The organism is Catenulispora pinisilvae, assembly GCF_015356865.1.
Lineage (GTDB): Bacteria > Actinomycetota > Actinomycetes > Streptomycetales > Catenulisporaceae > Catenulispora > Catenulispora pinisilvae.
In genome coordinates this window covers 16,706-42,487 of record NZ_JAAFZA010000002.1, presented here as the reverse complement: position 1 = coordinate 42,487, position 25,782 = coordinate 16,706, and the positions used below count along the sequence as shown (strand labels likewise).

Here is a 25,782-nt window from a genome sequence, read left to right as displayed (position 1 = left end):
TGGGTGTCACGCTAGGAGACGCGAGGAGACACGTCAAATGCTCAATGGGTGTAACGAACCCTCGGCGGTCCAGACGGCCGTCGATCTTGCCAACACCTTGAGACCGATCAAGGGAGAGGACACGCTCGAGACCGTGGAGCAGCTCCGGGACTTCCTTGATGAGCATTTCCCGGCGGGATCAGTCGGACCGACCGAACCGAGCGGACCGACCGAACCGACCGAACCGACCGAACCGACCGAACCGACCGGGCCGACCGGGCCGACCGGACCCGCGAGCTCGGCCGCAGACCGATGGGCCGGTCTGCGGCAGCCTCTCACCCGCGCCGACCTGGCCGAGGTCCGCGCGTTGCGTGAGACGGTTCGTGCCGTGCTCGAACAAGCGAGCACCGACGCGGTCGGAGCCGCGGCTCTGATCAATGGCGGTCTGCGTCGCAGCCGCGCCACCCCGGAGCTGCGCCACGATCACGACCGCTGGTGGACCGAGGTCACCTCCGACACCGACCGCTGCTCGACGCACCTGGCCGCGACCACGCTGAGCGCACTGGCCTCCGTGATCGCCACGTTCGGTCCGAGTCGTCTCGGCGTCTGTGCCGGGCCGACCTGCCGGGCCACTTTCGTGGACCTCTCACGCAACGGCTCGAAGCAGTACTGCACCCGAACCTGCGCGCACCGGGCCAGCGTCGCGGCCTACCGGAGCCGGCACAGCCCGCGTTGAGGGTCGGCATGTGACTCTGTCAGGTCGGCTCTGGGGGTAAGCCCGTCCCGGAATCTAAGGGGTACCCGATGCGGTCGTCGCGATGCCGCCGTCCACCGGGATGATGGTGCCGGTGAGGTAGGACCCAGCCCGGCTGGCGAGGAACACGGCGATACCCGCCATGTCGTCGTCGCGGCCGATCCGGCGCAGCGGGGCCGCCGCCACGATCTTGTCGCCGATGGCATCGAGCGCGGACGCCATCATCTGCGACGGGAACACTCCCGGTGCTATCGCGTTCACCGTGACGTGCTGTGGACCCAGCTCCCTGGCAAGCACTCTGGTGAGTTGATGGAGTGCCGCTTTGCTGCTGGCGTACGAGTAGTTGGGCGCCTCGGCGACGTGGATGGCGGCGATACTGCCGATGTTGATGATCCGCGCGGGATCATCGGGGGTGCCCGCCCTGCGAAGTGCGGGGAGCAGCGCCTGCACCAGCCAGAACGGCGACTTGAGATTGAGGTCGATCACTGAGTCCCAGCCCTCGTCCGGGAACGTCGCCAGCGGCTCGCGCCACATCGCTCCCGCGTTGTTGACAAGGATGTCCAGGCGTTCGGAGTCGGCCCTGACAAGATCAGCAAGGCGCTGACACTCGTCGTGCCTGGACAGGTCGGCGGGGATGGCTTGGACGTCGCCGAATTCGGACAGTAGATGCTGTGCCTCCGCGCACGCGTCTGCCTTGCGTGAGCTGATGACGACGCGGGCGCCCGCCTGGAGAAGGCCGCGCGCGATCATCATCCCGATGCCCCTGGTGCCACCAGTGACAAGGGCGTACTTCCCCCTTAGATCGAAGAGTTCTGTGTGAGTGGTGAATTGGTTGTCCGCCATTGCTCGCCGTTCCTTCTGTCGTGGAAGAATGCGCCGACACGGTCGCGCATTCGGGGGCAGTGAATTGATGGGGTAAAGCCGCGCCGCAATGCGTTTCCATGGAGTGTTGTCGGCGCTTTCGACTCAACCAGGTTGACAGGCGTTTTAGACGCCTGGGAGACCCTGGTGATGCGGGTAATGCGAGACCCCCTCTTGCCTGGTGTACCGACAGGGCGAATTCAATTGGCCCGGTCAGTTCACGATAGAGAATGCAAAACCCCAGCTCACGCTAGGTGAGCTGGGGTTTGCTAGGGGTGCGCCGCCAGGGGCTTGAATCCCGAACCCGCGGATTGGGAGATGCTCGGCGGGTCAGGCCTGCGGGTCTCCGGTAGGCCGAGCGACCGCGCGCTGGCGGTTGTTCAACTGCTCCTTCTCCTGTGAGCTGAGTGCGGCGACGTGGTGTTCGCGACGCGCGGCCAGCGCGGCGAACTCTTCTGTGCCGAGCTGCTCCATCTGGGTCCTGCGGTTCTCGATCAGGGCGGTGACCTGCTCTGGGGTGAGTAGCTCGGTCATGGTGGCCGTCTCCTCGATGAGTTGAAGGAATTGTCTGATCGACGGCTGTACCGTTTGGTCGGACGACGGTTTCAGCAGCCCGAGCCGGTCGTCGTGGTGCAGCGTCCGCACCGTGATGCCTGCTTCTCGGGCCAGGTCGCCGACTCGCCACTGTCCGTCCGCTTCTGTCATCGTCCGTCCTTTCGGGGGTGCGTTCTCCCCGTTAGGACCTGACGTAGCGTTCGGTTCAAGCCCGCCGTTGTCGGGCCGGACCGGCGCCCGCGTCTTGTCACCGGGGTGACGAACGCCTGCCACACCACGTCGAACGGATCGCCCGCGGTACCACGGCCGTACTCGCAGCCGATGCCGCCGTCCGGGCGGAACGGAATCGTTTTGTCGGCAACGGTGCCCGCTGTGACGGGCATCGGTGTCAGGGCTCGAGCTGTGGTGGCCGAAGACCTCATCCACGCTCCGTGCAGCCCTTCTCGGTCAGCCGCAGCACCACCGTGATTCTTCCGCCGAACCCGGAGCCGGAGCCGGACCTAGAGCCGAACCCGGCGACCTGCGCGTCATAGCGTTTTGCTTTGCGGCCCCGCTTATTCCGTTGCCCTGCGGGATTCGCGGGCGGCCCAGCGATAGATCCCTTGTGCCATGAGCGACCGTTCGCCCTCCGTGCGGGCTTCGTAGATCTCGGCGCGGCTCTTGTGGATGGCGACGTCGTCGGGTGCGGCTTGCCAGGCCAGTTCCACCAGGTCGGTGGCCAGGCGCAGGTCGCCGTCATCGGCTGCGGCGTGGGCGCGGGTGGCGAGGCGTTCCGCGCCGCCGGCCAGCTGGGCGATCACCTTGGCCAGCTGTTCTTCCGGTGCCGGCTTCAGGTGCGCGGGGTTGCCGTCGTACCAGCCTCCGTAGCGGCGCCAGATGGTGCGGACGATGAACTCCGGCTCGTCGTACACCGGCTGCAAGTAAGGCTTCGAAGTCAGGTGGTCCGGCGGCCGCACGGTGTGGATGATCTCGTCCAGCCGCCGGCCCGCGTTCATCAGGCCGAGGGTCTGCTCGATCAGTGCTTCCAGGTATTCGGCGGTGCACGTCAGCGCCTCACGGACGCGGTCGGCGCCGAAGATCGGCGGGCCGTGGCTGGGCAGCAGCAGTTCCGCGCCGACCTCGGCCATCGTGCGCAGGGCCTGGGCCCACTCGGCGGGGTAGCGCTGGACCTTCTGCGGGTTCCCGGCGTTCGGGGACACCCAGACGAACAGGTCGCCCGGGCACAGCGCGCCGAGTTCGGGTACGTGAACCCAGGTGTGGTCGTCGGTCTCGCCCAGCGCGTGGTGCAGCTCGAAGGTCAGGCCGCCGTGTTCCAGGACGAAGTGGTCGCGGTAGACCCGGTCCGGGCGCCGGTAGGTCGTCGGCCAGGCCAGGTCGTCGACGCCGAACTGGCGGGAGTTGATGACCGCGTTGTAGCCGGCGGTGGTCGCGTAGCGGTCGAAGCGGTCGGCGACCGCTTCGTGCGCGACGACGACCGGCTTGGGCCGCCCGGCGGCTTCGGCCTCGGCGTCGAACGGGCCCAGACCGAAGACGTGGTCGACGTGGCCGTGGGTGAACACGGCGTAGCGGACCGGTTGGTCGGACCAGGCGCGGATGGCGTCGTACATGCTCTGCGCGGTCAGCTCCAGACCGGTGTCGACCAGCACCAGGCCGTCGTCGGTGGCGAAGGCGGTGATGTTGGCGAAGTCCGGTACGACGGCGATCTGCCCGGTGAGCGCGAAGGCCCGGGCGGTCGGGGCGCCTTCGGGCATCAGGCCTCGCATCACGCCCCGGCCCTGCCACATCTGCTCGGCGAAGTCTCGCAAGGTGTCCATGTCCCAACTATTGCAGTGTCACTGCAATAGGCGTCAAGATGTGGCCACGCTCACCTGACGCCCCGGAGGTGTTCGACGATGAGTCCCACGAGCCCGACGAGTCAACGGCCTGAGCCGGCCGGCGCCGACCTGTGGAGCGCGCTGCGCGAGCGCATCGGCTGGCGGCCGATCGTCGACGGCTCGGCTCCGGTGGCGGCGTTCATCGCCGGCTTCCTCGCGGCGGGTACCGGCGCGGGCGTGGCCGCGGCAGTCGGAGTCGCGGCGATGCTGTGCGGCTTCCGAGTCCTCCGCCGGGAAGGACCGCGGCCCGCTCTGGTGGCGCTGGCGGTGCTGCTGATCGCGGCCACGGTCGTGCACCGGACCGGGCGGGGCGTGAACCTGTTCCTGCCCGACCTGATCGGCAACTTCGCCCTCACGACCTGGTTCGCGGTGTCCTTGGCGGCGCATCGGCCCGCGACCGCGACGCTCCTGCGGGCCCTCGGCGTTCCGGTGGACGACCTGCGCGCCGTTCCCGGCCTGCTGCGCGGCCATGTCCAGGCCACGTCGGTCTGGTTGGTTCTATGGGCCGTCCACCTGTCCATCGAGGTCCCGCTCTACCTCGCGAACGACACACTCGCGCTCGCCGTGGTCCGGGTCGTGCTCGGACCGCCGATGTGGCTCCCGGTGGGGTGGCTCGGCTGGCGCCTGATCCGTCGTGCGGTGGCCGAGGCCGCGGTGGCCGCGCCGATCAAGCCAGCAGAGCCAACACCGTCCGCCTGAGCACCGCGGACGTCGTCGCCGCGGACAGTCCGCGCCGGTGCCGCAGATGATCCCAGGCCGCCCAACTGACCGCGGCGTCCACCGCATCCAGCAGCCCACCCGGCTCCTGCGCCGCCGGGAGCGCCGCGGCCTCGCCGGCGAACACCGCCGAGACGTCGGCGCGGAACCAGGCGTCGCCGGCGGCCATCACCGACGCCACGGCCGACGACACCCCCTCCTCCGACAACCCCACCCGCCGCACCGGCGTCATCAGCTCATACATCCGGCACCGCTGATCGACCAGCGCCTCTACCCGCCGCTCCAACGGCCAGACCGGATCGATCGGCGCCGCCAGCGCCTTCCACCGCTCGGCCTGCCGCAGCCCGACCGCGCGCCGCAACTCGTCCAAGTCGGCGAAGTGCACGAACACGGACCGCTCCGACACCCCCGCCTGCGTGGCGATCTCCTTGGCGGTCGGTGCTCGCCCGTGCTGTTCAACGAAGGCCAGCGCCCCGTCGATGATCGCGGCACGGGTCGCCTCCGGGTCCCGGCGCCGAGCGGGCCGGTCGGCCGCGGGGGCGGCGGCGCTGAGGGCGCGGCTGGTGGACATGTCCACCATTGTGGACTGTCTATCGCGGGCCGCGTGATCGTCGTCGCGGGTTGCGCTTCGACTCGTGCTGTCATCTGCCGGAACCGACGGTATGGCTCAAGACCGCTGCCTACACATCAGTGCTCTGCCATGGTGAGAGTCATGACCTTCTTCGACGACTTCCCCGAGCCCGCGCCCGCGCACCTGGCCGAGCCCGCGCAGGCACCGCCACGGCCGACGTGGATGAAGCCGGTCGCCGCCTTGCCGGCCGCGATGGCCGAGAACGCCATCATCGTCCGCGATGAACGGCTCGCCATCTCCATCGGCGGCCTGTCGGTGTATCCGAGCGGCTTCGAGTTCTCGGTTCACATCCGGTGCCGAGGCGATGGGGACCGGATCGACCCCTTGGGTCACCGCCGCCACCGGGACTATATGAGGAACGTCAGCGTCAGGGAGCCCGGAGATCCCTCACAGGACCTGCGTGTGGGCGTCCTCTTCGCGGACGGGCGTCGTGCCGCCTCCAACCAGCGGCGTCACTATTTCAGCGAACTCGACCCTGACAAGGAGGTGGTCCTGCTCTCCGGGTCAGGCGGTGGCGGCGGCACGTCCTGGAACATGAGCTACTGGATCCACCCGCTGCCGCCGGAGGGGCCCGTCACCATCGTCATGTCCTGGCTCGCTGAGGGCATCACCGAGGCGCGCCACGAGATCGACGGTGCCGCCGTAGTCGCTGCCGCCGGTCAGGCGGTCCAGCTGTGGCCCGAGGAGCGACCGCAGGGTGGTGGTTGGGTCGGCACACCGTAGAAGTCGAACGATCGCACGAAGGATCAAGATCTTGAGGTGCAAGGTCATTTTTAGTCACGTTGGCGTCACTCGACACGTCTTCGAGAAAGGGAGCTCATCATGTCGGTGGAGATCGGCCTATTTGATCCGTTATCTGCCTCTGATAACGATTTCGCCGAGCATTACGGGGTGATGACGGCCGTCATGGCGTTGGACTTTCCCGACCAGTCGGTGCCGACGCTCGAGGGGTACGTCACGCTGGTGTGCCAACCCGCGGTGGCGACGAGACCAAGAGAGCGTTGGGTGGCGCGGGATGACGGCCACATCATCGGCAGTTGCTCTGCGACCTACCCGGAACTGGAGAATCGCCACCTGGCCTCCCTGCACGTCGCCGTGACGCCGACGCGGCGGCGCCAGGGCACAGGCACCGCGCTGTTGCGGGCGATGCTCCCGGCCCTGCGTGCCCACGGCCGGACCGTCGCGGTTGGGGAGAACGTCAAAGCCGACGCCTCCGGTGAGCTGTGGGCAACGGAAATGGGCTTCGCCCGAACCCACGCGTATGTCCGCCAGACCCTGAACCTCCCCGAAGTCGCGCCGGCCCTTTGGCAACGCCGTGTTCCTGACGGATTCCGCCTAGAGCGCTGGATTGGCGGAGCCCCTGACGAACTGCTTGAGCAGTACGCGCGCGCTCGTACCGCCATCCTGGACGCGCCGATCGGGGATTCTTCGATCGAGTTCGAGGACTGGACACCCGAGCGTGTCCGCACCCACGAAGCAGACCTGCGGGCGCGGAACGTCGAGAATCGCGTCGTCGTGGCCGTGCATGAATCAAGCGGCCAGGTAGCCGGCATCACCGAGATCCAGCTGTTCGCCAGCCGGCCCGACCAGGCCTTCCAAGGCGATACCGCCGTCGCGGTCGACTTTCGAGGCCACGGCCTCGGCCTCGCCGTCAAGGGCGCAATGTTGCGCTGGCTAACGCCCGAACGGCCCGCGATCGCGGTCGTCTCGACTCAAACCGCCTACGACAACGCCCACATGATCCGCATCAACCACGCCCTTGGCTATAAGACGACGGCGACCCTGGCCGAGTTCGAAGCCGAGATAGCCGCGGTAGCCAAGCGGGTGGAGAGCAGATAGGGACTAGCGAGGCGAGATCTTCGGCCTTGGACGTCTTTGCTCGACGGCGGTCAGCCGCAGCACATTCGAGTCGAGCCGACGCCGGCCTCAAGGCCGGCCCCGGCTCGACTTGCCTCTCGCGGTTAGGAACCGACAGGTTGCCAGCCGCTGAATGTGAGCGCAGCGCCCGCTGCCTCCTGAGTCTGGATATCGAGCCGACCGTCGGTACCCAGGGTGGTCAGCACGACTTTGCCGTTGGAATCGACCGCTGCGGCGGGCAGGTCTTCGACAAGCCCGCCCATCGCTGTCCAGAGGTTGTTGACGGTGCCGTTGGCGGCGCTCTGCTGGGTGACGCTGACGCCGCTGGAGTTGTCGCGCTCGAAGATGAAGATTCGGGCGTCGGCGCCGGTGTTGGTGGCCACCGCGACGCTGCCTGTGCCGCCGTTGCCGGAGAAGTCGACGGGTGTCATGTTCCAGCTGCCGTCGGAATTCTCTGCGACGGTTTCGACGTCGCTGCCGCCAGCCTGGCGGAAGAAGACTTGGAGGCGGCCGTCTTGGTTCCGGCCGATGACGGGCTGGTCACTGATACCGCCCTTCGCCCACTCGGTTGCGTCCCAGGTTCCGGTGCCGTTGGCCGTGCCTTGACTCCAGTGTGCGAGCCAGCACGACACGATCTGGTAGCCCCAGGTCTGGGCGGCGGGGATGTCGCAGCGCTTGGCGAATAGCTGGATCCTGCCGGCGCTGTCGGAGGCCACTGACAGACCGTCCTGAACGCCACTACCGCCGCCTAGGTCGGTCCATGTGCCAAAGGAGCCGCCCGGGCTGGACTGTACGAGGGTACTGACGCCGCCGTAGTAGTTCTTGGCGAATACCTGGAGGTCTCCATTGGCGTTGACACCGACGGCAGGCAAGCCCGTCTGATCGCCCGTTCCGTTCGGATTGCCCAGGTTGGTCCAGCCTCCGAATGAGGATCCAGGGGTCGTCTGTGCGGCCGTGACTACGTTGCTGGTGCCGGCCACGGAGTCGTACTGCATGGCGAAGACCTGCAGGCGCCCGTCGGTGTTCCGGACGATGCTCAACTGAGGCGCTAGCTCGCCCCCAGGCGCGGCCAGCGCCTCAGGGCCGGTCCATGACCCGCCGGGTGTGGTCTGGTACCACCGCATGACGGTGCCGTCTTCGACGGCGAAGGCTTCGATGCGACCATCGGCGTCGGTGGCGTTCCAAGCGCTGCCGGCGGGCCAGCGCTGGTACTGACGGTTTGGCCAGTTCTTGTAGTCCGGGTCTGGGCTGTCGGTGTCGTAGTGGTAAGCGTTTGCGTCGTGCGCCTCGTAGGTTTGGAAGATCGTCTCTTTGTCGTTGCGCTGCGTGGAGGACAGGTTGTCCGGCATGTTGTTGTCGGCGTAGTCGCGGAAGTGCTCGAGGATCACGTGCCGGTCGCCGCCGGGGCCGTGATAGCCGGCCATCGCCTGGTCGGCGAAGCTTGCGGCGGCGAGGTGGTCGACGTTGTCAAGGGCATAGTTGTAGATGTCGCTGGGCTGCTGGGTCCGTACCACCGTCGGTTGGAACTGGTTGAGCAGCGTATCCAGGGTATTGATCAAGCTTTGCTTGGAGTACACCTGCGGTGTTGGGGTGACCACCGGGTTGTTGGGGACGAACGTCGAGATCGATGAGACAGCGCCGCTGTCGAGGTTGGTGAGGTCGTCGAGTTCGTTCGGGTCGCCGCCGTCCTTGATGTTCAGGAAGATCAGCTTGACCTGCGGTGCCCCCACGAGTGTGTCCATCTCGTAGTCGGCGTCGGTGGGCCGGATGACGTCCTGCCGGGTCCAGTTGTCCGCCAGGCCCATCATTTTGGCGTACGCGGCGCGGGATCCGTCCTCGCGCTGTGCGGCGAAGTCGGCCTGAGAAGTAGCAGGAGTGGTGAAGGGGGATCCGTCGGCCTCACCGGCGGTGAGGATGATCGTGACGTTCGGGTCCCCGGCCCGCAGTGGTGCGGCGAGGTCGGGGTTGAGGAACAGCACGTCGTCGTCCTCGTGCGCCACGATGTTGACGTACGAGGTGGGGTCGATTGCGGCAGCTGCGTGAGCTGGCGGTGCCTCGCTCTTTATTACAGCCCCACAGCTGAGGACTGCGGCTGTGGTGATGGCTAACGTTGCCCGCGTCCGTGTTTGCCTTCTGATGGCGTGCATGGTTGCCCCCTTGTTGTCGTGTCGAAAGCAAGTAGTTCGACGTATCGCAGGGGCTTGTCAGCTTGTGTAGAACAGTTGCCTGTCTGTCTTCAGGCCCCCCGCGTGGCCACCACCCTGGTTGCCGTCCGGTATTCAAACACAGGTCCGTGGTGCGGTGAATAATCTTCGAGCTAGTCATGGGTGTCAATAGATGAACTCACTCTAGGTGACCTAAAGGATCGGTAAAGACTCGACTCGAACGTATTGCCGTTGCCTCGTTGATCGACTACTTAAGTATCCGGGGGATGGCTGCCTGTGTCTGCTTCCTTGGCCTAGTCGCCCGCCCTGTGGGGTGCACGTCAATCTCGTCGTTTCGCAATCTTCTGGGGTGGGTTCATGGGCCGTCGCCTGTGGTTGAGCACGGGTCTAGCTTTCGTGTTGTCGACTACTACTGCCATCACGATGTTGTCGCCTGTGGCTGCGCCGGCGGCGGCCGCGACCACAGCGTCCAGCAGTGCTAAACCGCTTACGCCGGTGAAGCCGAGTGCGTTGCCGAAGCCGAAGTCGCCGGATCACAAGCCGATGGCGGGAACGCCGAAGGCTGCTGCGCCTGTATGGCCGCAGGCCGCTTCGACGACAGTGTCTCTGAGCGGCACACCGGCGAAGGCGGGGATGTCCGCGGTGTCTGTCTCAGATGCGGCAGCCGGTGCTATAGCTGGCAGGGCGCATGCGGCCGCTGCACAGCCAGTGGATGCATCCAGCCCTTCGCAGGTGAAGGTGGAGGCGTTCGACCAGGCGACAGTCTCGAAACTGCGCGGTGTCGGCGTTGCCTTCCGGGTGACCCGTTCAGATGCTGGAGCGTTGCAGAAAACCGGGCAAGAGTCCGCGGCGGTGAAGCAGGCTCCGGTCTCGGTGAAGGTGGACTATTCCGGCTTCCGGAACGCTTACGGCGGCGATTTCGCTGGGCGGCTCCAGCTTTTCGCCTACCCCTCTTGCTATTTGACGACTCCCACAGCGCCGGGTTGCTCCGTGTCGACGGCGGTGAAGGAAAGTAACAATACCGGCGCTGGAATGCTGACCGCGACAGTGGCCGCGGATGGTGACCCGACTGCGATAGCAGCAGCAGATTCTTCTTCAACCGGTAGTGCCCCGAAGGCGGACACTGCGGGCTCCGTCTACGTGCTGATGACCACGACGACATCGCCGAATGGCAACTACGCGGCCTCGCCGCTGAATGCCGGAGACAAGTGGAAGACTGACCTGAACTCGGGTGCCTTTACCTACTCGTATCCGATGGCCGCACCGACTGTGCCCGGTGCAGTGACCCCGAGCCTCAGCCTGAACTACAACTCACAAAGCGTCGACGGCCACACCAAGGCGAACAACCCGCAGGCTTCTGACTCGGGGATCGGCTGGTCGGTGGGTCAGAACTTTGTGCAGCGGGACTATGAGACGTGTGCGGTCCAGGGCATCGTGGCCAATAACGGCCCGTCGATGGACGAGTGCTGGGACAACGACAACCTCACGGTGTCGCTGAACGGCACGACCTCTGAGTTGATCCGTGACACCACCACCAGTGGCTGGCGTTTGAAGGACGACAACGGTTGGGCCGTTCAGGATCTGACGGGTGCGACCAACGGCGACAACGACCCGAACGCGCCCGGTGAGTACATCGTCATCACCACGCAAGACGGCACGAAATACTACTTCGGCTACGACGAGACGTGGAACGGCCGGTCGCCCAATTCGGCGTGGCTGGTGCCGGTGTTCAGCTTCGGCGGTACGACGCCGCCGGCTTGCAACTCCGGAGGCACGGGCCCGGACTACCAGTACTGCATGATGCCTTGGCGTTGGATGCTGGACAAGGTCGTCGACAGCCACGGGACGACGTCCCGGTACTTCTACAACACCGAGTCGAACCTATACGACATGCGTAACGGGACCGGGACCGGTTCCTACACTCGGGGCGGGTACCTGGCGGAGATCGATTACGGGATGGTGGGTATCGGCAACGCCGTCGGCCAGGTGATTCTGTACTACGGCGGTCGTTGCAATATGGGCGGTGCCAACCCGGTCTCCTACTATCCTGATCCGTGTAAGCCGCTGTCTGACTCGACGGCGTCGCAGTGGCCGGATATTCCATGGGACTTGCAATGCAGTGCTGCGCCGTGCGCGAACAACTCGGGGCCGTCGTTCTGGTCTCAGTACGCGCTGTCGCATGTGATCACGAACGTCTTCGATCCGGTTACCAACGGCATGCGTTCGGTGGACGCCTGGGACTTCGGGTACTTCTTCCCGGCCACTTCCAACCAGGATCCGCCGGGCAGCGACAGCGGTGGGACAACGGCGTTGTGGCTTGGGAAGATTCAGCATCACGGCTGGGACGCCGGGGCTACGGATGAAGCGCCGGTGTACACCTACGGCACCCAGTTCGACAACCGGCTGTTGACATCGACCCCCGCGAATTCGGGGCCGTTGGACATGTATCGGCTGACAGCGATCAGTAACGAGCTTGGTGCGGAGACTGACGTTCAATACGGCACGCCCAGCGCCTGTGTCGCGGCGACGCCGCCGGCCCAGGACTCCTCCTACGCCGACTGTTTCGAGGAGCCAGACCCGCCTACCCCCACCGCGCCGGACCCAAGCACGTACGAGTGGTACATCAAGTATCAGGTCACTGCCACGAGTACCTTCGATCTGGTCGCTGATTCCAGCACCGGCGATCAGTTCGTGGAGAACACGCAGTACCTCTACGGCCAGAATACTGCGCACTATCGGCCGAATGTGGACACGAAAGGCACAGCATGGCACTTGGGCGTGCCGCTGGTGTCGAAGTCTCCGTATTACGACGACTATCGAGGGTACGGTCTCGTCGAAGTCGTCAAGGGTGAACCTAATGCCAACGGTGCGTTCTTCTCCATCGGCACGATGGAGACGGTCGACGATTATCTGTTCTATCGAGGACAGTTTGACGACTGGATAGCCTCCACCAAGGCGTATCGGAACGAAACGATCACTCCGAGACCAGATCTGAACAACGTGACTCAAAATGCCGTGCCAGACTACGACGCGCTGGCCGGGAAGGTGCTGCAGCACATCCAGTATTCTCCTGACGGCGGGCCGCCGGTCACATGGGATCAGCACCAGTATCTGCTCAGGACAACGGCCACCGGCTATCCGCTTCCGAACGACCGCACGCACAACGCGTATCAGGTCACGAACGACAATGACTTCTCGCAAGGGCTGAAGGCTGCCGGTGGTGCCCGCGAGATCCAAACGGCCTCGGCGATCGACGCGTACGGCAACGTCACGCAGTTGGAGCACTACGGCGAGACCGGTGTCAACACCAACGAGTACTGCACTGCCACCACGTTCTCGGAGTCTGCGGACCACACGTGGGAGGTGCCGTATGACGTTAAGACACTGGCTGGTACCTGTAGTGGCCAGTTGTCTGCTGAGACGTTCCTGTATTACGACAACCAGTCGACGTGGGGTTCCTCGCCGATCCAGGGTGACGTCACCAAGACGGTGAAGGCTCCTGGCATGAACCAGACGGTCACGACTACGGCGGCCTATGACACCTATGGGCGGGCGATCTCCAGCACCGACGCTGACGGCAACCAGTCCACCACCGTCTACAGCCCGGCCTATGGTCTGGCGGCCGCGGTCACGACCACCGACGCCGAGGGACACGCCACCACCACCAACTACGATGTGGCACGCCAGTTGCCGGTGACGGTGACCGACTCCAACGGCAACTCCACCTACGAGACTTACGACGGTCTCGGTCGGCTGCTGACGGTCAGGTTGCCGGGTGACTCGACGAGCTCCCCGTCGTACAAGTTCACCTACAACATCGCCTACACCAAGCCCAACGGTGGTTCCGGCAGCGGTGGCGCGAACACGAACGTGCCGGCGAACACCGAGACTCAGCGCCTTCAGGCCGACGGTTCCTATTCCGCGTCCTACACCTTCGTCGATGGTCTCGGCCGCACCATCGAGACCCAGACGCCGACCACCGGTGGGTACTCGGTCTCAACCGTGGGCTATGACAGTTTGGGCCGTAAGACGCTCACTGAAGGCCCGAACTTCCTGCCAGGTGCCACGGGGACGTACCAACTGTGGGGTCCGGGTAACTCCAATGACGGGGTCTCCACGCAGACGTGGTACGACGAGTTGAACCGGCCGTGGAAGACGAGCAACTTCTACAACCGGCAGCCGGTCACCCGCAATGGTCTGGCGGAATCCACCACGACCACCTACTACGCCGACCAGACCACGGTGAACCCGCCGGCTCCGGCCGGTGCCTACACGACCACCAAGATCGACGCCTTCGGCCACACCTCCGAGGTCGACCAGCCCGGGCCCGCAGGCTCGACAACCGTCACCAAATACAGCTACGACGTTCTGGGCGATCAGACCGGTATCACTGACAATTCCAACCACCAAACCACCTATACCTACGACTGGATGGGCCGCCGCCTCACCGCCAACGACCCCGACACCGGAGCGTCGGCGACACACTACGACGGCGCGGGCAACGTCATCCAGACCCAGGACGCCAAGGGCGCGCTGCTGAGCACGGCCTATGATTCGGCGAACCGCAAGACGGTCACCGATATCAACGACGGCGCCGTCGGAGTGTGGTACCTGAACGAGTCCGCGCCCAACCGCGACACCCCCAACGTGGCAGCGGACGCCTCCGGCAACCAGCACAGCGCGATCGAGTCCACAGTCTCGGGCGCGCCCCCGGCACGTGAGACTGTAGTGGCAGCCGGTCCCAAGCCGGGCCTGTTCGCCACCGAATTCGACGGCACCACGGCCTCCGACTCCACCGCCGCCTCGATCGTCGACACCACTAAGTCCTTCTCTGTGTCGGCGTGGGTGAACGAGAGCACCAACGGCACCGGAACCCAGACGATCCTGACTCAGCAGGCGACCAAGACCGGCGGCTTCGACCTCAATTGGAGCCCGACCGGATGGAGCTTCGGCCGGCACGAGGCCGACGACCCCAGCTCGCAGCACGACACCGCGGCCTCCGCCTCGTCGAGCACCGGCAGCTGGACACACCTGGTCGCCACCTACGACGCGTCCAGCGGCAACATGGTGCTGTACGTCAACGGCCAGCAGGCTGGCAGCGCCAAGGACACAAGTCCGATCGCATCCACCGGGCCTCTGACGATCGGCGCGGGGTTCGCCAATGGCGCGATCAGCCAGTTCTTCAACGGTTCCATCTCTGATGTGCGTGTTTATAGCAGCGCTCTGACCAGCGCTCAGGCCACCACGCTGTACAAGAACGGCGCCATCGACGGGTCCGTCGACCCGGCCCAGGCGTACACCTACGACAACCAGGCCAACGGCTTCGGTAAGCCTTCCGCTGCTACCTCCTACAGTGCCGGGGGCGCCTACACCGTCGCGGGCAACGGCTACGACAACCAGGGCCGCTCGCTCGGCACCAGCTGGAACATCCCCGCCTCCGAGGGTGCGCTGGCCGGTACCTACACCGAGTCGATCACCTACGACGCAGCCGGCCACCAGAACACGGTCAAATACCCCGCCGCCGGCGGCCTGGCAGCCGAGACCGTCACCACCAACTACGACAACATCGGCCAGCCGACAACCGTCAACGGCGACCTGGGAACGTACGTCACCAGCACTGTCTTCGACGGCCTGGGCCGGATCACTGGCCGCACCCTCGGCAACGCCGGGCTGGGCCAAACCGTGCGCGGCTACAGCTACGAGCCGGACACCGAGGCACTGTCCAACATCGCCTCCACCACGACCAATGGTGCCGGCACCGTCCAGATCCAATCCGACACCTACGGCCGGGACGCCGCCGGCAACGTCACCTCGATCGACAGCCCGGTCCAGAACCAGTGCTTCGCCTACAACGGCCAGTCCCAGATGACGCAGGCCTTCACCACCGACAGCACTACCTGTGCTTCCGCGAACCACACCTACGGGCCGTCGCCATACGACGTCACCTATGGCATCGACGGCCTGGGCAACATCGTGCAGACCACGGACAACATCGCCGCGACTACGCAGATCGGGCAGTACACCGACCCCAACCACGTCCACGCTTTGACCAACCAGGGCGGCGACACCTACGGGTACGACCCCAACGGGGACATGACGTCGCGGACGGTTGGTGGTGCTTCGTCCACGCTGGATTGGGATGAGCAGCAACAGCTTGCCAGCGTTACTCAGGGGGCGAATAGCACATCGTTCGTTTACGCCGCCGATGGAACGCGCCTGATACGGCACGACCCGGGCACCAACCAAGCCACCTTGTTCCTGGGTAACGAAGAACTCGTGCTGAACGGGAGCGCCGTTGCCGCAGACCGCACCTACGTTGTCGGCGGAACGACCATCGCCGAACGTACCCCGAGCACTTTGACTTGGTTGCTCAACGATGCGCAGGGCAGCGCGCAGATCACAGTCAACGCCACCACTGGAGCCGTCAACCGGCAGTTCTACACCCCCTACGGTGCACAACGCGGTGGCAACGTCCTGGAGCCCAGTACTGACAAGGGCTTCCTCGGCCATGTTGATGACTACGGCACGGGACTCATCCAAGACGGGGCACGCTACTACGACCCCAGTACCGGCCACTTCATCAGCCCCGACCCCGTCAACAGCGCGAGCCCAAGCCAACTCAATGCGTACGACTACGCAGGCGACAACCCGGTGACGGTTACCGACCCCAGTGGCCTGATGGCGGTTGAAGGCGGCAGCGGAACTGGAAATTGTACTCAAGCTATCGGCCAGGATTGCATAAACGCATTCCAGCAGGCGGATCAAGACCTGGACTCTGCCATCCTGCAGGGCGAGAGCAACGAGTTGGCGGCCAATCCCGGCGACACCAATCTCTTGAAGGGTGTCGTGAAGGCTGTTTACCACGACACCGGAGCTTCCGACGTGGTCGGCTGTGCCACACGACCATCGGTGAGTGGATGTGGCGCGGCGGTGGTCACGGTGGGCGCGACTGTCCTCACAGGCGGTGAGGCGGCCGCAGACCGAGCGGCAGCTGAGGCTGCGGGTGAGGCCGCGCTCGAGACTGGCGCCAAGGACGCAGCGGAAAATGGCGCCAAGGACACTGGCGACGCATTGAGCTCGTGTGCGCAACCACATTCCTTTACGGCATCCACGCCGGTGTTGATGGCAGACGGAACTTCCAAACCCATCAGCGCCGTGAAGGTTGGCGACGTAATATCAAACGCTGATCCCGCAACGAGGCTCGAGCAGAAACACCGAGTCGACGCGGTTATCGTCACCCACACTGATCACGACTTCACCGACGTGACGGTTGCCACTTCGCGCGGCGATCAAACGATCCACACGACAGAGCACCACCCGTTCTACTCGGTCGGCAAGGCCTCGTTCGTCCAAGCCGTAGATCTAAAACCCGGCGACACGCTTGAAACTCCTGACGGAACAGTAACCGTCTCCGGCGTCCACTCGTTCCACGCCAGCCAGACCACCTACGACCTGACGATCGACGGCCTCCACACGTACTATGTGGTCGCGGGCGACGCGCCGGTGCTGGTGCACAATACGCAGGGTTGCGGCGTCACGGTTTCCCCGGCATTTCAGGACTGGGCCACAAAGGGTGCTCATGTGCATGTCGGCAGAAACGAAGTGCGAATATTTCCCAACGGCGGCGGTAGCATCGGAGCCGAAGCGATTCGACTCCGAACTGGAACTGCATCGGCGGCAGATGTTCAGACAGCTCTCGACGCTCTCAACTCAGACCCCGCGCTCCGTGCTGACCTGATCGCCAAGACGCAGAGCGCGATGGATAGTATGAATGCGGGAGAGTGGGGAATGAGCACAAACCGGGCAGCGGAGATGCATTTCCTGATCAAGGCACTTCAGAACATGGGTGACGGTGGCTGATATGGACTTCTACCTCGACGCCATTCTGGCTGGCAAGATCCTGGGTAGCGGGATCGGCGACCCACCAGGGGCGATGCAGGAGGCGCTCGGGTCAGACTACTTGGATGACCTTTATAAGGGGATAAAGCGCCGAGACTATGGTCTAATTGAGTTCGCCTATCAGAACGACAATGGATGGGTGTGTCGGGGAGTCTCGATTCAGGTGCATAGACTTGCTGGCGGCGGTGCTGATCTAGTGCCAGAGCCAGTCTTAGCCAGTTACGGTGCGTTTGGCCGCTACGTTGAGCTGGACGGGGTGGTTGAAGGACTGCACGGCCGGGGCGTAGGTGAGGATATGATCCAGCGAGTCGCTGGTCGTGGATTCGACGAGCTTCGCATCGCTAGCTGCCGTGCAACTGCATTTGCAGTCAACGATCTGAACTGCGAGAGAGGGACAAAGCCGGGAATCGGCGATGTGTGGACGATCTCGATTTCCTGAGGCGCATCGCGCGTCACTCGAGCCGCTCGCAGTGCAGGGTTGTGCAGCTGCGTTGCCGGCACCGTTGCCGCCAGAGGGTCCTGATATAATGCTATTGGTTGTTGGGTTTCTACAACACATGTCCGCTTCGGAAGTGGTGCTGTCGTCGGTAGGGCAGGCTGTGCCCTTCGACGGGTTCTCGCCGGGGGGCAAGGTATGGGCTTTTACCTTGCCTCCGGCGGGGTTCCGTCGTAGTCCTTCGGATGACCGGGCGGCGGCAGCGCCTTCCGGGACCCGCTCGCTCCTGACGGTCGTTGTCGGCCGGGAGGGCCGGGTCTGGGCGGAGCCCACGGTTGTCCACCCGGTCGCCACCGTGCCGTCTGCCGTCATGGCCGCTGCGGAGCTGTCGGCATTGGGAAGCTCGTCGCAGCTACCCGTGTGGGGGGCGAAGTTCTCGTCGGTCTGGCTTTCCTGGCCGTATTGGCGGTGGTCGGGGTGGGGCTGCTGGGCAGAAGATAGGAAACAGATCCCGACCAGACCATGCCGCCTCATGCACGCCCGCGGGGCGTGCCTTGATCTTTGTGAAGAAGGTCCCGAACGAAGGCCAATAGCCCCTAAACCTTATGCACCCCAGGCGTCCCGACCTGCCAAGCCAGCCACGGAAGCGACTGCGCGAACGCCGCGACCGCGAACGTCCAGGAGTGCTTGCCCGGGCTGACGACGACCCTGGTGCCGATGCCGTCCTTCTTGGCCGCGGCACTGAGTTGTTTTGCCTGCGCTTCGTGGGCCGTCTCCTGGTTGCCGACGGCGAAGTAGCCGGTGGTGTTGTGGGGGTAGGGGCCGTGGTGGGCCAGGACGGTCATGGGGTCGTTGGCGGCCCAGGCGGCGGTGTTGCCGTGGTAGAGCTTGGCGATGGTGGTCGCTTTGTCGCCTAGGTTGGGGCCCTGGTCGCCGGCCATGTCGACGAAGTGGCCGAAGATCTCGGGGTGGGTGACGGCCAGGGTGACGGCGCAGGTGCCGCCCATGGACCAGCCGGCGACGCCCCAGTGTTTGGCATCGGTGTAGCTGCCGAAGGTGTGCTCGATGTAGCGGGGGATGTCCTTGGTGAGATGGTCGCCCGCGTTGCCGGCGGAGCCGTTGACGCATTCGGTGTCGGTGCTGAAGCCGGAGGTGGCGTCGACGAAGACCAGGATCGGGGCGTAGCCGTGGTGGGTGGCCGCGAAGGCGTCGGCCGTCTTCACGGCGTTGCCGGAGCGGATCCAGTTGTCCGGCACCTCGTAGGCGCCGGCGACCATCTCGACGACGGGGAGTTTGGGGCGGTGCGTGCTGCGGAACCAGGCCGGCGGCAGGTACACGTATTCGGTGCGGTGCTCGAATCCGCTGGGGACGGCGGGGATGTTGACCGCGACGATGCGTCCGGTCTTGGTGTCTCCATGGATGCTGCGCAGCTGCTTGAGGGTGACCTGGGCCGGCAGGTTCTGGTTGGTCAACTCCCCGTACATGTCGGCCACGGTCGGGTAGTAGCCCAGACCCATGTTGAGGGCGTCACCGGCGGTGAGCAGCGCCAATAGCAGGGCGAGTGGCGCAGCCGCGCGACGCCACCAGCGGCCTTGCTGCCAGCCGGTGATCCCCGCGCCGATCGCGATGGGTACGCAGCCGAGCCAGAACCACAGCGAGGTGGGAAGCGGATCGCCCGCGTCCACGTACCTTCGGACGAGGAAGACCGCTATCAGGGCGACGGCCGCACCGGTGGCGAGCAGGATCGGCAGGACGGTGACATACCAGCGGCGGTTCCGGAGGCCGACGGCCGCGGCGAGCAGGACGAGCGTGAGGACGCGCAACGTCCAGGGCAGCCAGCCGCCCAGGAGCGAGATGTTCATGCCTTCAGCTCCCCTGTTCGTTGCTCACGGCGTTTCAAGGGCCTCACGATCCGGACATGGTGTTGACGAACAACGACCCCTGCGCGTATAGGCCGTTGACGCTGGCATCGACGTCCGCGGGTGACAAGGCCTTATCGCTGGCGAAGAACCAGTTGACCTGCATATCCCAGGCGCGCTGGCCGGAAGCGAACAGGTCTCCGAACCAGGCGTTGAAGTTGACGCTCATCGGTGTGCGCGGAACGTACTTTCCGGAGCTGGTGTACAGCGGCTTGCCGTCCACCGAGTAGGTGACCTTGCCGTCGGCCGCGGTGAGGATGAGCGTGTGCCAACCGTTCAGGTCGATCGTGGTCCTGCTGGTGGCCCGGTCCTTGGTCTGGTCGTCGAACCAGCTGGTGGTGTCCAGGATGGGGCCTTTGACGTCGCCCCACCCGATCGGCATGTACTCGTCGTCCAGCTCGCTGTACCCACTCTGGGCCTCCGGGCTGATGAGGTAGTAGGCCTCGTTGATCGGGTCGCCGGTCTTGCCGCTGGTGGGCTGCCCGCTGAAATGGACGCGGGCGGCGAACGTCCCGTTGAGGAACCGCATCCCGGTGCTCTCCAACTCGGCCTGAGTTGTTCCGGCCTTGGTCCCATCGGTTGCGGCCCGCAGCTGGAGCACCTGGCCGCCCTGCGCACCGTCCGCGGCGGGAAAACTGACGCCGGAGGCCGACCAGGTGTCGTTGATTCCCGGGCCGCCGGCGCCGGTGCGGATCCCCCAGCCGTGCTCGCCGAGGGCCGGGTCGTCGGAGCCGGTGTAGTGGAAGGAGTCGAAGACGATCCCGGGGGGTGCTGAGACCGGGCTTCCCGTCGTGGACGCACCGCTCGACGGCGCATCGCTCGACAACGTGCCGATCGACGGCGTGCCGCTCGACGGGGCTGGGGAGGCAGCCTGAGCCGAGATGCTGCTCGGAGAACTGGAGACGCTCTGGCCATCGGGCTCGGTACCCCACACCAGCGCGCCGTCAAGGTAGCCGGTGATGACTTTCTCCGGCGTGTAATCAGCGTCGTCGGCGTTGAACGAGCGGTCGGCGTCCTGGTTGAACGTTTGATGGTCCAGCCGGTAAATCTGGAGGCTGATGTCCAGGCTGCTCTGACCCGGGGCAAGGATCCCCGCGCCCGGCGTGAAGCCGATCTGCAGGTACCGGCCGGCTCCGGGGGTCGGCGAGGCCGGGGCATCGATGGTGCCGGTGATGTTCGAACAGTGCACGGCGGCTTCGACACAGTTGAACGTGTACTGGCTGCCAGCGGGCGCCGACAGGTAGTAGCGGACCGTGACAGCGTCCAGGTTCACCGGCTGCTCGGAGGTGTTGACCACTTCCAGCGACGGATCCGCGACGGGGGTGTCGCTCGCGCCGTCGGAGCGGTACTCGATCGTCAGCACGGGCTTCGCCCGCTTGGCGACGCTCCCGGATGATGTGAACGTGTCGACGACGAGCGCCAGCAGTCCAACGAACGCCACCAGCAGGGCTGTGTCTCGTATCAGCTGGCGAATCCTCCCCCGAGCGGGTTCCACAATGGCTCCTTGATGATGGTGAAGACCAGGACAGGTCAGAGTGCGAAGGCCGGTTCGTCCTCAGCCAGCGGCGGAGGGTCGTCGCCCGGCTCGGTCGTCATGGTCACTTCGACGCCGCCCTGGCGAGTGCCCCAGGTGCCCTTGTTGAGGGTGGCCAGGGCGTACATGCGCAGTGGTGTCAGCAGTGTCAGTTGGATCACGCCGTAGGCCGGGGCGAGCAGGAACATGCCGAACCGCTTGACCAGGCCCATGCCCCGACGGGGGAAGTCCAGGTAACGGACGTTCCGCAGATATCCCATAAGGATCATGAAGACGGCGTAGTCGGCCGCGTGCCGGAGGAACGCGGCCGGATGCAAGATCGGATTGACGAACAAGGAGTACACCATCGCCGTGCCGAACGTCAGCCAGAGGCCGACCTCCATGCAGGTCAGCCAGAATGCCGGTCGCCCCAGCCGCTGGTTGCGCAACGCCCACAGCGATTCGCGGAAGAATGACTTGTTCCAGCGGACCTGCTGGCGCAGGAAATGCGCCAGCCTCTCGGGGACCGCGGTGTACCCGACCGCCGACTCCTGGAAGACGACCTTGCCCTCCATCAGGCAGTAATTGGTCATGCGCCGGTCGTCGCCGAAGACCGCCGGCTTCCCGAGGAACCGCTGGTTCAGGAAGTCCGGAAGGTACTTCCGCACCAGTGTGCCGCGGTATGCCGACAGCGCGCCGCAGCAGCACAGTACCGAGCCCACTTGCGAATAGGCCGCCCGCTCGAAAAGGAAGGAGTTGCCGTAGCGGAGGTCCTGTAGGCGGGTGAAGAGGTTCGTCCGGTAGTTGAGCGCCAGCACCATCCCGGTCGCGGCCATGACTTCCGGGTCCGCCAGGGGCGTGATGAGTTCGCGGACGGTGTCCCGAGTCAGAACGGTGTCGGAGTCGACGCACATGAAGACGTCCGATTCCGGGGCGTCCTGGAAGCCTCGGGCGAGGGCCTCGCGCTTGCCCTTGTTCTCCGGCTGCACGCTGACCTTGAACCGGACGTCGGCCGCCTCGAACTCCGCGGCTATTCGCTTGGCCATGACGACCCCGGCCGGGTCGGCACTGGCGTCGTCCACGATGTGTATCTCGTCGGGGAGCCGGCTCTGCGCCAGAAGGCTGCGCAAGCCCTGCTCGAACATCGCCGGGTCTTCGTTGTAGATGGGGATGACCGCGGTCACCCACATCCCGTCGAGCTTGGCTTGTTGCTCCGGGGTGGCCCGCCTGACCCGGTAGAACAACGCGAGGAACATCTTGATCGACAGCAGCCCTATCGACAGGATCGCGTACACGTGCAGCGACGAGGCCTTCATCCGTGTCACGATCATCACGGCGAGGATGGCGAACACCAGGTAGGAAACCTTCAACCGGGCGCGGTCGCCGTCGCTCTCGCGGGTCGTTGCACGGGGCGCGGTCACGCCATGCGGCACGACGACACGACGCTTGTCGCTCGGACCCTTGCCGGAACGGCGCGGCACCGGTGCCGTGAGGTAGTCGAAACCTGTGTCGGATTCACCGGATTCACCGGATTCGACAAGCGCGCCGTCGAAGCCGTCGGCAGCCGGCCGGCTCTCGGCACGGAGGGGATCGTCGGAGTGTCCTGGATCCCGGTGCCGCTTCTTGAAATCGCCCGGGTCGGATGAGGTCACAGCAGGACCGTACGAGGGTGCCCGGCGCTCTTCCCGCGGGTGTCGAACAGCGTCCCGGCACGGTCGGCGAGCTCGACGATGTCGATATCGCGGTGCGGCTGGAGCAGGATCGTCAGGTCTGCGCGCTCGGCCTCGGCGAGGTAGTCCGTGACGCGCGGTACCGGTGTACCCGCGACATCCCAGCATTCGACATTGCTGTCGTAATAGCACAGGTCGGCGCCGCGGTTCAGGAGCTCCGCCGCGATCGTCGTGGCCGGAGTCTCCCGCACATCCGAGATATCCGGCTTATAGGTCACCCCGAGCAGCAGTACCCGCGAGCCGCGCACCGCCTTGGCGTGCGTATTGAGCAGGTCGGCGGCGCGCTGCACGACGTGTAACGGCATGCGCGCGTTGATCTCCTGAGCCAACTCCACGAACCGAAACGGGATGCCCAGGGAGCGGACCTTGTACGACAGATAGTTCGGGTCTATGGGGATGCAGTGCCCGCCCACGCCCGGCCCCGGATAGAACGGCGCGAACCCGAATGGCTTGGTCGCCGCGCACCTGATCGCGTCCCAAAGGTCGACGCCGATCTCCCGGCAGAACATCGCCATCTCGTTGACCAGGGCGATGTTGACATGCCGGTAGGTATTCTCCAGCAGCTTGGCCATCTCCGCCTCGCGCGCGCTCTTGGCCTCCACGACCTCGACCACGAACCTCTCATACAGCTCGCGCGCGGCCTTGGCGCACTGCGGCGTGCATCCCCCGACCACTTTCGGAGTGTTCGCCAGCCCGTACGTCGGGTTGCCCGGATCGATGCGTTCCGGAGAGAACGCCAGGTGAAAGTCGACACCCACCGTCAGTCCGGTGACCTCCAGTGCCGGGCGGACGATGTCGTCCGTGGTGCCCGGATAGGTGGTGGACTCCAGCACGACCAAGGTACCTGGCTGAAGGTGTTCCGCGATCACGGCGACCGCGTTGTTCACGGCACGCAGATCAGGAGCCCCGTGGTCGGTCAGCGGGGTCGGTACACAGATCACCACAGCCGCCGCACGCTCGATCACTGATCCGTCCGAGGTGGCATGGAACCCGGCGGCCGACATGTCCCGCAGTTCGGCGTCGGCGATGTCGTCGACGTGCGAAATGCCGTTGTTGAGCGCCTCGACAACCCGTGTGCTGTGGTCCAAGCCGACCACCCGCAGCCCTGCCAGAGCCGCCCCCTGCGCCAGTGGCAAGCCGACGTAGCCGAGACCGACCACGACGAGATCGATATCTCGGTGCGAACCCATTGGTCACCAATTCCCCGAAGAACACGCGGTCACGAACAGCATCATCCGGCTTCGAACAGCACTGACCGAAACCTCCCCGTGGAACGTGTGATCAGACCGGGATTCGGCGAGGTGCGGAGCCCCGCTCGCCCGGTGTCGTACCGGGTGCCTTCCCATTGCCGAACACGGTGCCTCGTCGAGGAAGCAGATCGACTGTACGGCAGTCGGCCGGAGACCAAACGGCCATACAGGTCACGAAGAGGAAACGAATCCTCGGCGAAATCATCACGCCCCCACCGCAACCTCCTGTTATGGAGCCTGGGCATGGTTCGAGAACGGTGTGCCGCAGTGGTTCGGGCCCTCCGCTCGACTTCGACGGCCGGTGCCTCAGCTCACTGACCGCCACCCCACGTGAAGGCGAGGACATCAGCGCCCTTCTCCGGCGCCGCCGGCACCACGATCACCCGATCCCCCGCGATGTACCCAGCCGCCACGGGCCCGCTCCAGTCGGGACCGAGCGTCTCTTTGCTGATCCCCGTCGTGGTCGGCCCGCCGCCGCTTGTCTGGTACGCCAGAAGGCGCGCGCCCGAGCCCCCTGCGACGCCGTCGAACACCGTCACCCATTTCTGGTTCAACGCGACGACCGTGACCGGGCCGGAGGCGGTCGCCGGCGCCTGCCACAGCTGGTGGCCAGAGGTCAGGTCGAAGGCGACCAGTGAGGCGTTCGCGTCCTTGTCGGCAGTCGGGGCGATGAAGACGTTGTCCTGGAGGTCGGCCAGGGGGTGCTGCTGTCCCTGTGAGCCGACGTTCAGGTCGAGGTCACCGTAGTCGCCGTTGCCATCGATCGGGGGCAGCAGCTTGCCGCTGGGATCGAACGAATAGTAGCGGTCGACGGGCTGTGCGCCCTGGGACGTCACATGCACCATGACCGGGGACGTGTGCACCAGCGTGATCTGCGCGCCCTGCAGACCGTCCGGCGGCAGGGGCGTGTGCCAAAGGTCCCGGCCGGTATGCGCGTCCTTCATCGCCACGATCGGACCGGTCCCGCAGTCTTCTATCAGGGCCAGGGACCCGTCCTGGGAGCCGAACTGCCCCAGCCGGCACGCCGGCTTCGCCTTGGCCAAGTCGGTGGTCCACAGTTGTTTGCCGCCGGCCGAGGCCCACGCCGTCACCGTGGTCCCGACCTGCCACACTGTTACCTCGCTGTCGAGGGACACTGCCGGCAGCGTCCCGGGCGCCGAGCCCGGGGGGAGCGTGAGCGTGGTGTTCCACAGCGGCTTGCCGGTGTCGGTGTTGATCGCCGCGACGGTGGTGCACGCGCCGTTGGGCCCGTACTGAACCATGCCGAAGTTCGGTGCCGCCAGCTGGCTCATCGCGCAGATGGTCGCACCCTGGCCCGGCGGCTGGAAGGTCCACAGCGCCTTCCCAGTCTCCGTGTCATAAGCCTTCAACGCGCCGGCGTCTCCCCGGACGATCGTCTTGCCGTTCACCAGCCAGCTGCCGACGACCGCCGCCGAGTCCCCGCCGGCCGGCGCCGACCAGGCTGCGGGCATGTTCTTGGGAGCCTGCGCGGTGGTGCTCGTGGCCTGGACCTTGGCGCTGCCGGACGATGTGGGCCCGGCGAGCGTGCCTCGGGTCGTGTCCATGCCGCCCATGATCAGCACACTCGCTCCGACAGCCACAGCCACCAGTACCGCACCTGTCGAGCCCCAGACGATCGTCT

The 25,782-nt window shown here is 65.5% G+C and carries 16 protein-coding genes; 6 read left to right on the top strand and 10 right to left on the bottom strand.

Going from position 1 to position 25,782, the window contains the following annotated elements; translation table 11 throughout:
• Window positions 1-37: 37 nt before the first annotated feature.
• Complete coding sequence (locus IZR01_RS00885) at window positions 38-715, top strand: CGNR zinc finger domain-containing protein (protein ID WP_194922505.1); 678 nt, start codon at window positions 38-40, stop codon at window positions 713-715.
• Between the two features lie 54 nt (window positions 716-769).
• On the opposite strand, the gene IZR01_RS00880 is transcribed toward IZR01_RS00885, so the two are convergent.
• The 3 genes from IZR01_RS00880 to IZR01_RS00870 form a co-directional block, all read right to left on the bottom strand.
• The gene (locus tag IZR01_RS00880) at window positions 770-1,576 is read right to left on the bottom strand and encodes an SDR family oxidoreductase (RefSeq protein WP_194922504.1); all 807 of its coding nucleotides are present in this window, start codon (window positions 1,574-1,576) and stop codon (window positions 770-772) included.
• A gap of 348 nt (window positions 1,577-1,924) precedes the next feature.
• Window positions 1,925-2,299 carry a MerR family DNA-binding transcriptional regulator gene (locus tag IZR01_RS00875; RefSeq protein WP_194922503.1) on the bottom strand — a complete coding sequence of 125 codons (375 nt, stop codon included), beginning with the start codon at window positions 2,297-2,299 and terminating at the stop codon, window positions 1,925-1,927.
• 404 nt (window positions 2,300-2,703) lie between these two features.
• Window positions 2,704-3,963, bottom strand: a complete 1,260-nt coding sequence (locus IZR01_RS00870; RefSeq protein WP_194922502.1) for an alkyl sulfatase dimerization domain-containing protein — start codon at window positions 3,961-3,963, stop codon at window positions 2,704-2,706.
• A 78-nt stretch (window positions 3,964-4,041) separates the two neighbouring features.
• On the opposite strand from IZR01_RS00870, the gene IZR01_RS00865 reads away from it, so the two are divergent.
• Window positions 4,042-4,722: a DUF3159 domain-containing protein gene (locus IZR01_RS00865; protein ID WP_194922501.1), complete on the top strand. Its 681-nt coding sequence runs from the start codon at window positions 4,042-4,044 to the stop codon at window positions 4,720-4,722.
• On the opposite strand, the gene IZR01_RS00860 is transcribed toward IZR01_RS00865, so the two are convergent.
• On the bottom strand, window positions 4,691-5,311 hold the full coding sequence (locus IZR01_RS00860; RefSeq protein ID WP_194922500.1) for a TetR/AcrR family transcriptional regulator: 621 nt from the start codon (window positions 5,309-5,311) through the stop codon (window positions 4,691-4,693). The genes IZR01_RS00865 and IZR01_RS00860 overlap by 32 nt on opposite strands.
• Window positions 5,312-5,452: 141 nt before the next feature.
• Here IZR01_RS00860 and IZR01_RS00855 point away from each other — a divergent pair, with 141 nt between their 5' ends.
• Both IZR01_RS00855 and IZR01_RS00850 read left to right on the top strand, forming a co-directional pair.
• On the top strand, window positions 5,453-6,094 hold the full coding sequence (locus IZR01_RS00855; RefSeq protein ID WP_194922499.1) for a hypothetical protein: 642 nt from the start codon (window positions 5,453-5,455) through the stop codon (window positions 6,092-6,094).
• 99 nt (window positions 6,095-6,193) lie between these two features.
• Entirely contained in the window at window positions 6,194-7,210 is a 1,017-nt protein-coding gene (locus tag IZR01_RS00850) for a GNAT family N-acetyltransferase (protein WP_194922498.1), read from the top strand.
• A 122-nt stretch (window positions 7,211-7,332) separates the two neighbouring features.
• On the opposite strand, the gene IZR01_RS00845 is transcribed toward IZR01_RS00850, so the two are convergent.
• On the bottom strand, window positions 7,333-9,228 hold the full coding sequence (locus IZR01_RS00845; protein ID WP_194922497.1) for a DUF8189 domain-containing protein: 1,896 nt from the start codon (window positions 9,226-9,228) through the stop codon (window positions 7,333-7,335).
• Between the two features lie 897 nt (window positions 9,229-10,125).
• Between IZR01_RS00845 and IZR01_RS52895 the strand changes: the two genes are divergently transcribed.
• Both IZR01_RS52895 and IZR01_RS00835 read left to right on the top strand, forming a co-directional pair.
• Window positions 10,126-17,253: a LamG-like jellyroll fold domain-containing protein gene (locus IZR01_RS52895; protein WP_194922496.1), complete on the top strand. Its 7,128-nt coding sequence runs from the start codon at window positions 10,126-10,128 to the stop codon at window positions 17,251-17,253.
• A gap of 1 nt (window position 17,254) precedes the next feature.
• On the top strand, window positions 17,255-17,731 hold the full coding sequence (locus tag IZR01_RS00835) for a hypothetical protein (protein ID WP_194891269.1): 477 nt from the start codon (window positions 17,255-17,257) through the stop codon (window positions 17,729-17,731).
• A 593-nt stretch (window positions 17,732-18,324) separates the two neighbouring features.
• Here the strand turns inward: IZR01_RS00835 and IZR01_RS00830 are convergent.
• The 5 genes from IZR01_RS00830 to IZR01_RS00810 form a co-directional block, all read right to left on the bottom strand.
• The gene (locus IZR01_RS00830) at window positions 18,325-19,590 is read right to left on the bottom strand and encodes an alpha/beta hydrolase (protein WP_194891270.1); all 1,266 of its coding nucleotides are present in this window, start codon (window positions 19,588-19,590) and stop codon (window positions 18,325-18,327) included.
• Window positions 19,591-19,633: 43 nt separating this feature from the next.
• The gene (locus IZR01_RS00825) at window positions 19,634-21,088 is read right to left on the bottom strand and encodes a cellulose binding domain-containing protein (protein ID WP_194891271.1); all 1,455 of its coding nucleotides are present in this window, start codon (window positions 21,086-21,088) and stop codon (window positions 19,634-19,636) included.
• Between the two features lie 89 nt (window positions 21,089-21,177).
• The gene (locus IZR01_RS00820) at window positions 21,178-22,812 is read right to left on the bottom strand and encodes a glycosyltransferase (protein ID WP_323746059.1); all 1,635 of its coding nucleotides are present in this window, start codon (window positions 22,810-22,812) and stop codon (window positions 21,178-21,180) included.
• Entirely contained in the window at window positions 22,809-24,080 is a 1,272-nt protein-coding gene (locus IZR01_RS00815) for a nucleotide sugar dehydrogenase (protein ID WP_194891272.1), read from the bottom strand. The genes IZR01_RS00820 and IZR01_RS00815 overlap by 4 nt, the downstream gene beginning before the upstream one ends.
• A 371-nt stretch (window positions 24,081-24,451) precedes the next feature.
• Complete coding sequence (locus tag IZR01_RS00810) at window positions 24,452-25,705, bottom strand: outer membrane protein assembly factor BamB family protein (protein WP_194891273.1); 1,254 nt, start codon at window positions 25,703-25,705, stop codon at window positions 24,452-24,454.
• Window positions 25,706-25,782: the final 77 nt, after the last annotated feature.

Bases quoted from the DNA above. Each gene is read 5' to 3' on its own strand.
- IZR01_RS00870 (WP_194922502.1), bottom strand. From the start codon at position 3,963: ATGGACACCTTGCGAGACTTCGCCGAGCAGATGTGGCAGGGCCGGGGC.
- IZR01_RS00830 (WP_194891270.1), bottom strand. From the start codon at position 19,590: ATGAACATCTCGCTCCTGGGCGGCTGGCTGCCCTGGACGTTGCGCGTC.
- IZR01_RS00850 (WP_194922498.1), top strand. From the start codon at position 6,194: ATGTCGGTGGAGATCGGCCTATTTGATCCGTTATCTGCCTCTGATAAC.
- IZR01_RS00865 (WP_194922501.1), top strand. From the start codon at position 4,042: ATGAGTCCCACGAGCCCGACGAGTCAACGGCCTGAGCCGGCCGGCGCC.
- IZR01_RS00875 (WP_194922503.1), bottom strand. From the start codon at position 2,299: ATGACAGAAGCGGACGGACAGTGGCGAGTCGGCGACCTGGCCCGAGAA.
- IZR01_RS00835 (WP_194891269.1), top strand. From the start codon at position 17,255: ATGGACTTCTACCTCGACGCCATTCTGGCTGGCAAGATCCTGGGTAGC.
- IZR01_RS00815 (WP_194891272.1), bottom strand. From the start codon at position 24,080: ATGGGTTCGCACCGAGATATCGATCTCGTCGTGGTCGGTCTCGGCTAC.
- IZR01_RS00885 (WP_194922505.1), top strand. From the start codon at position 38: ATGCTCAATGGGTGTAACGAACCCTCGGCGGTCCAGACGGCCGTCGAT.
- IZR01_RS00880 (WP_194922504.1), bottom strand. From the start codon at position 1,576: ATGGCGGACAACCAATTCACCACTCACACAGAACTCTTCGATCTAAGG.
- IZR01_RS00855 (WP_194922499.1), top strand. From the start codon at position 5,453: ATGACCTTCTTCGACGACTTCCCCGAGCCCGCGCCCGCGCACCTGGCC.
- IZR01_RS00810 (WP_194891273.1), bottom strand. From the start codon at position 25,705: ATGGACACGACCCGAGGCACGCTCGCCGGGCCCACATCGTCCGGCAGC.
- IZR01_RS00860 (WP_194922500.1), bottom strand. From the start codon at position 5,311: ATGTCCACCAGCCGCGCCCTCAGCGCCGCCGCCCCCGCGGCCGACCGG.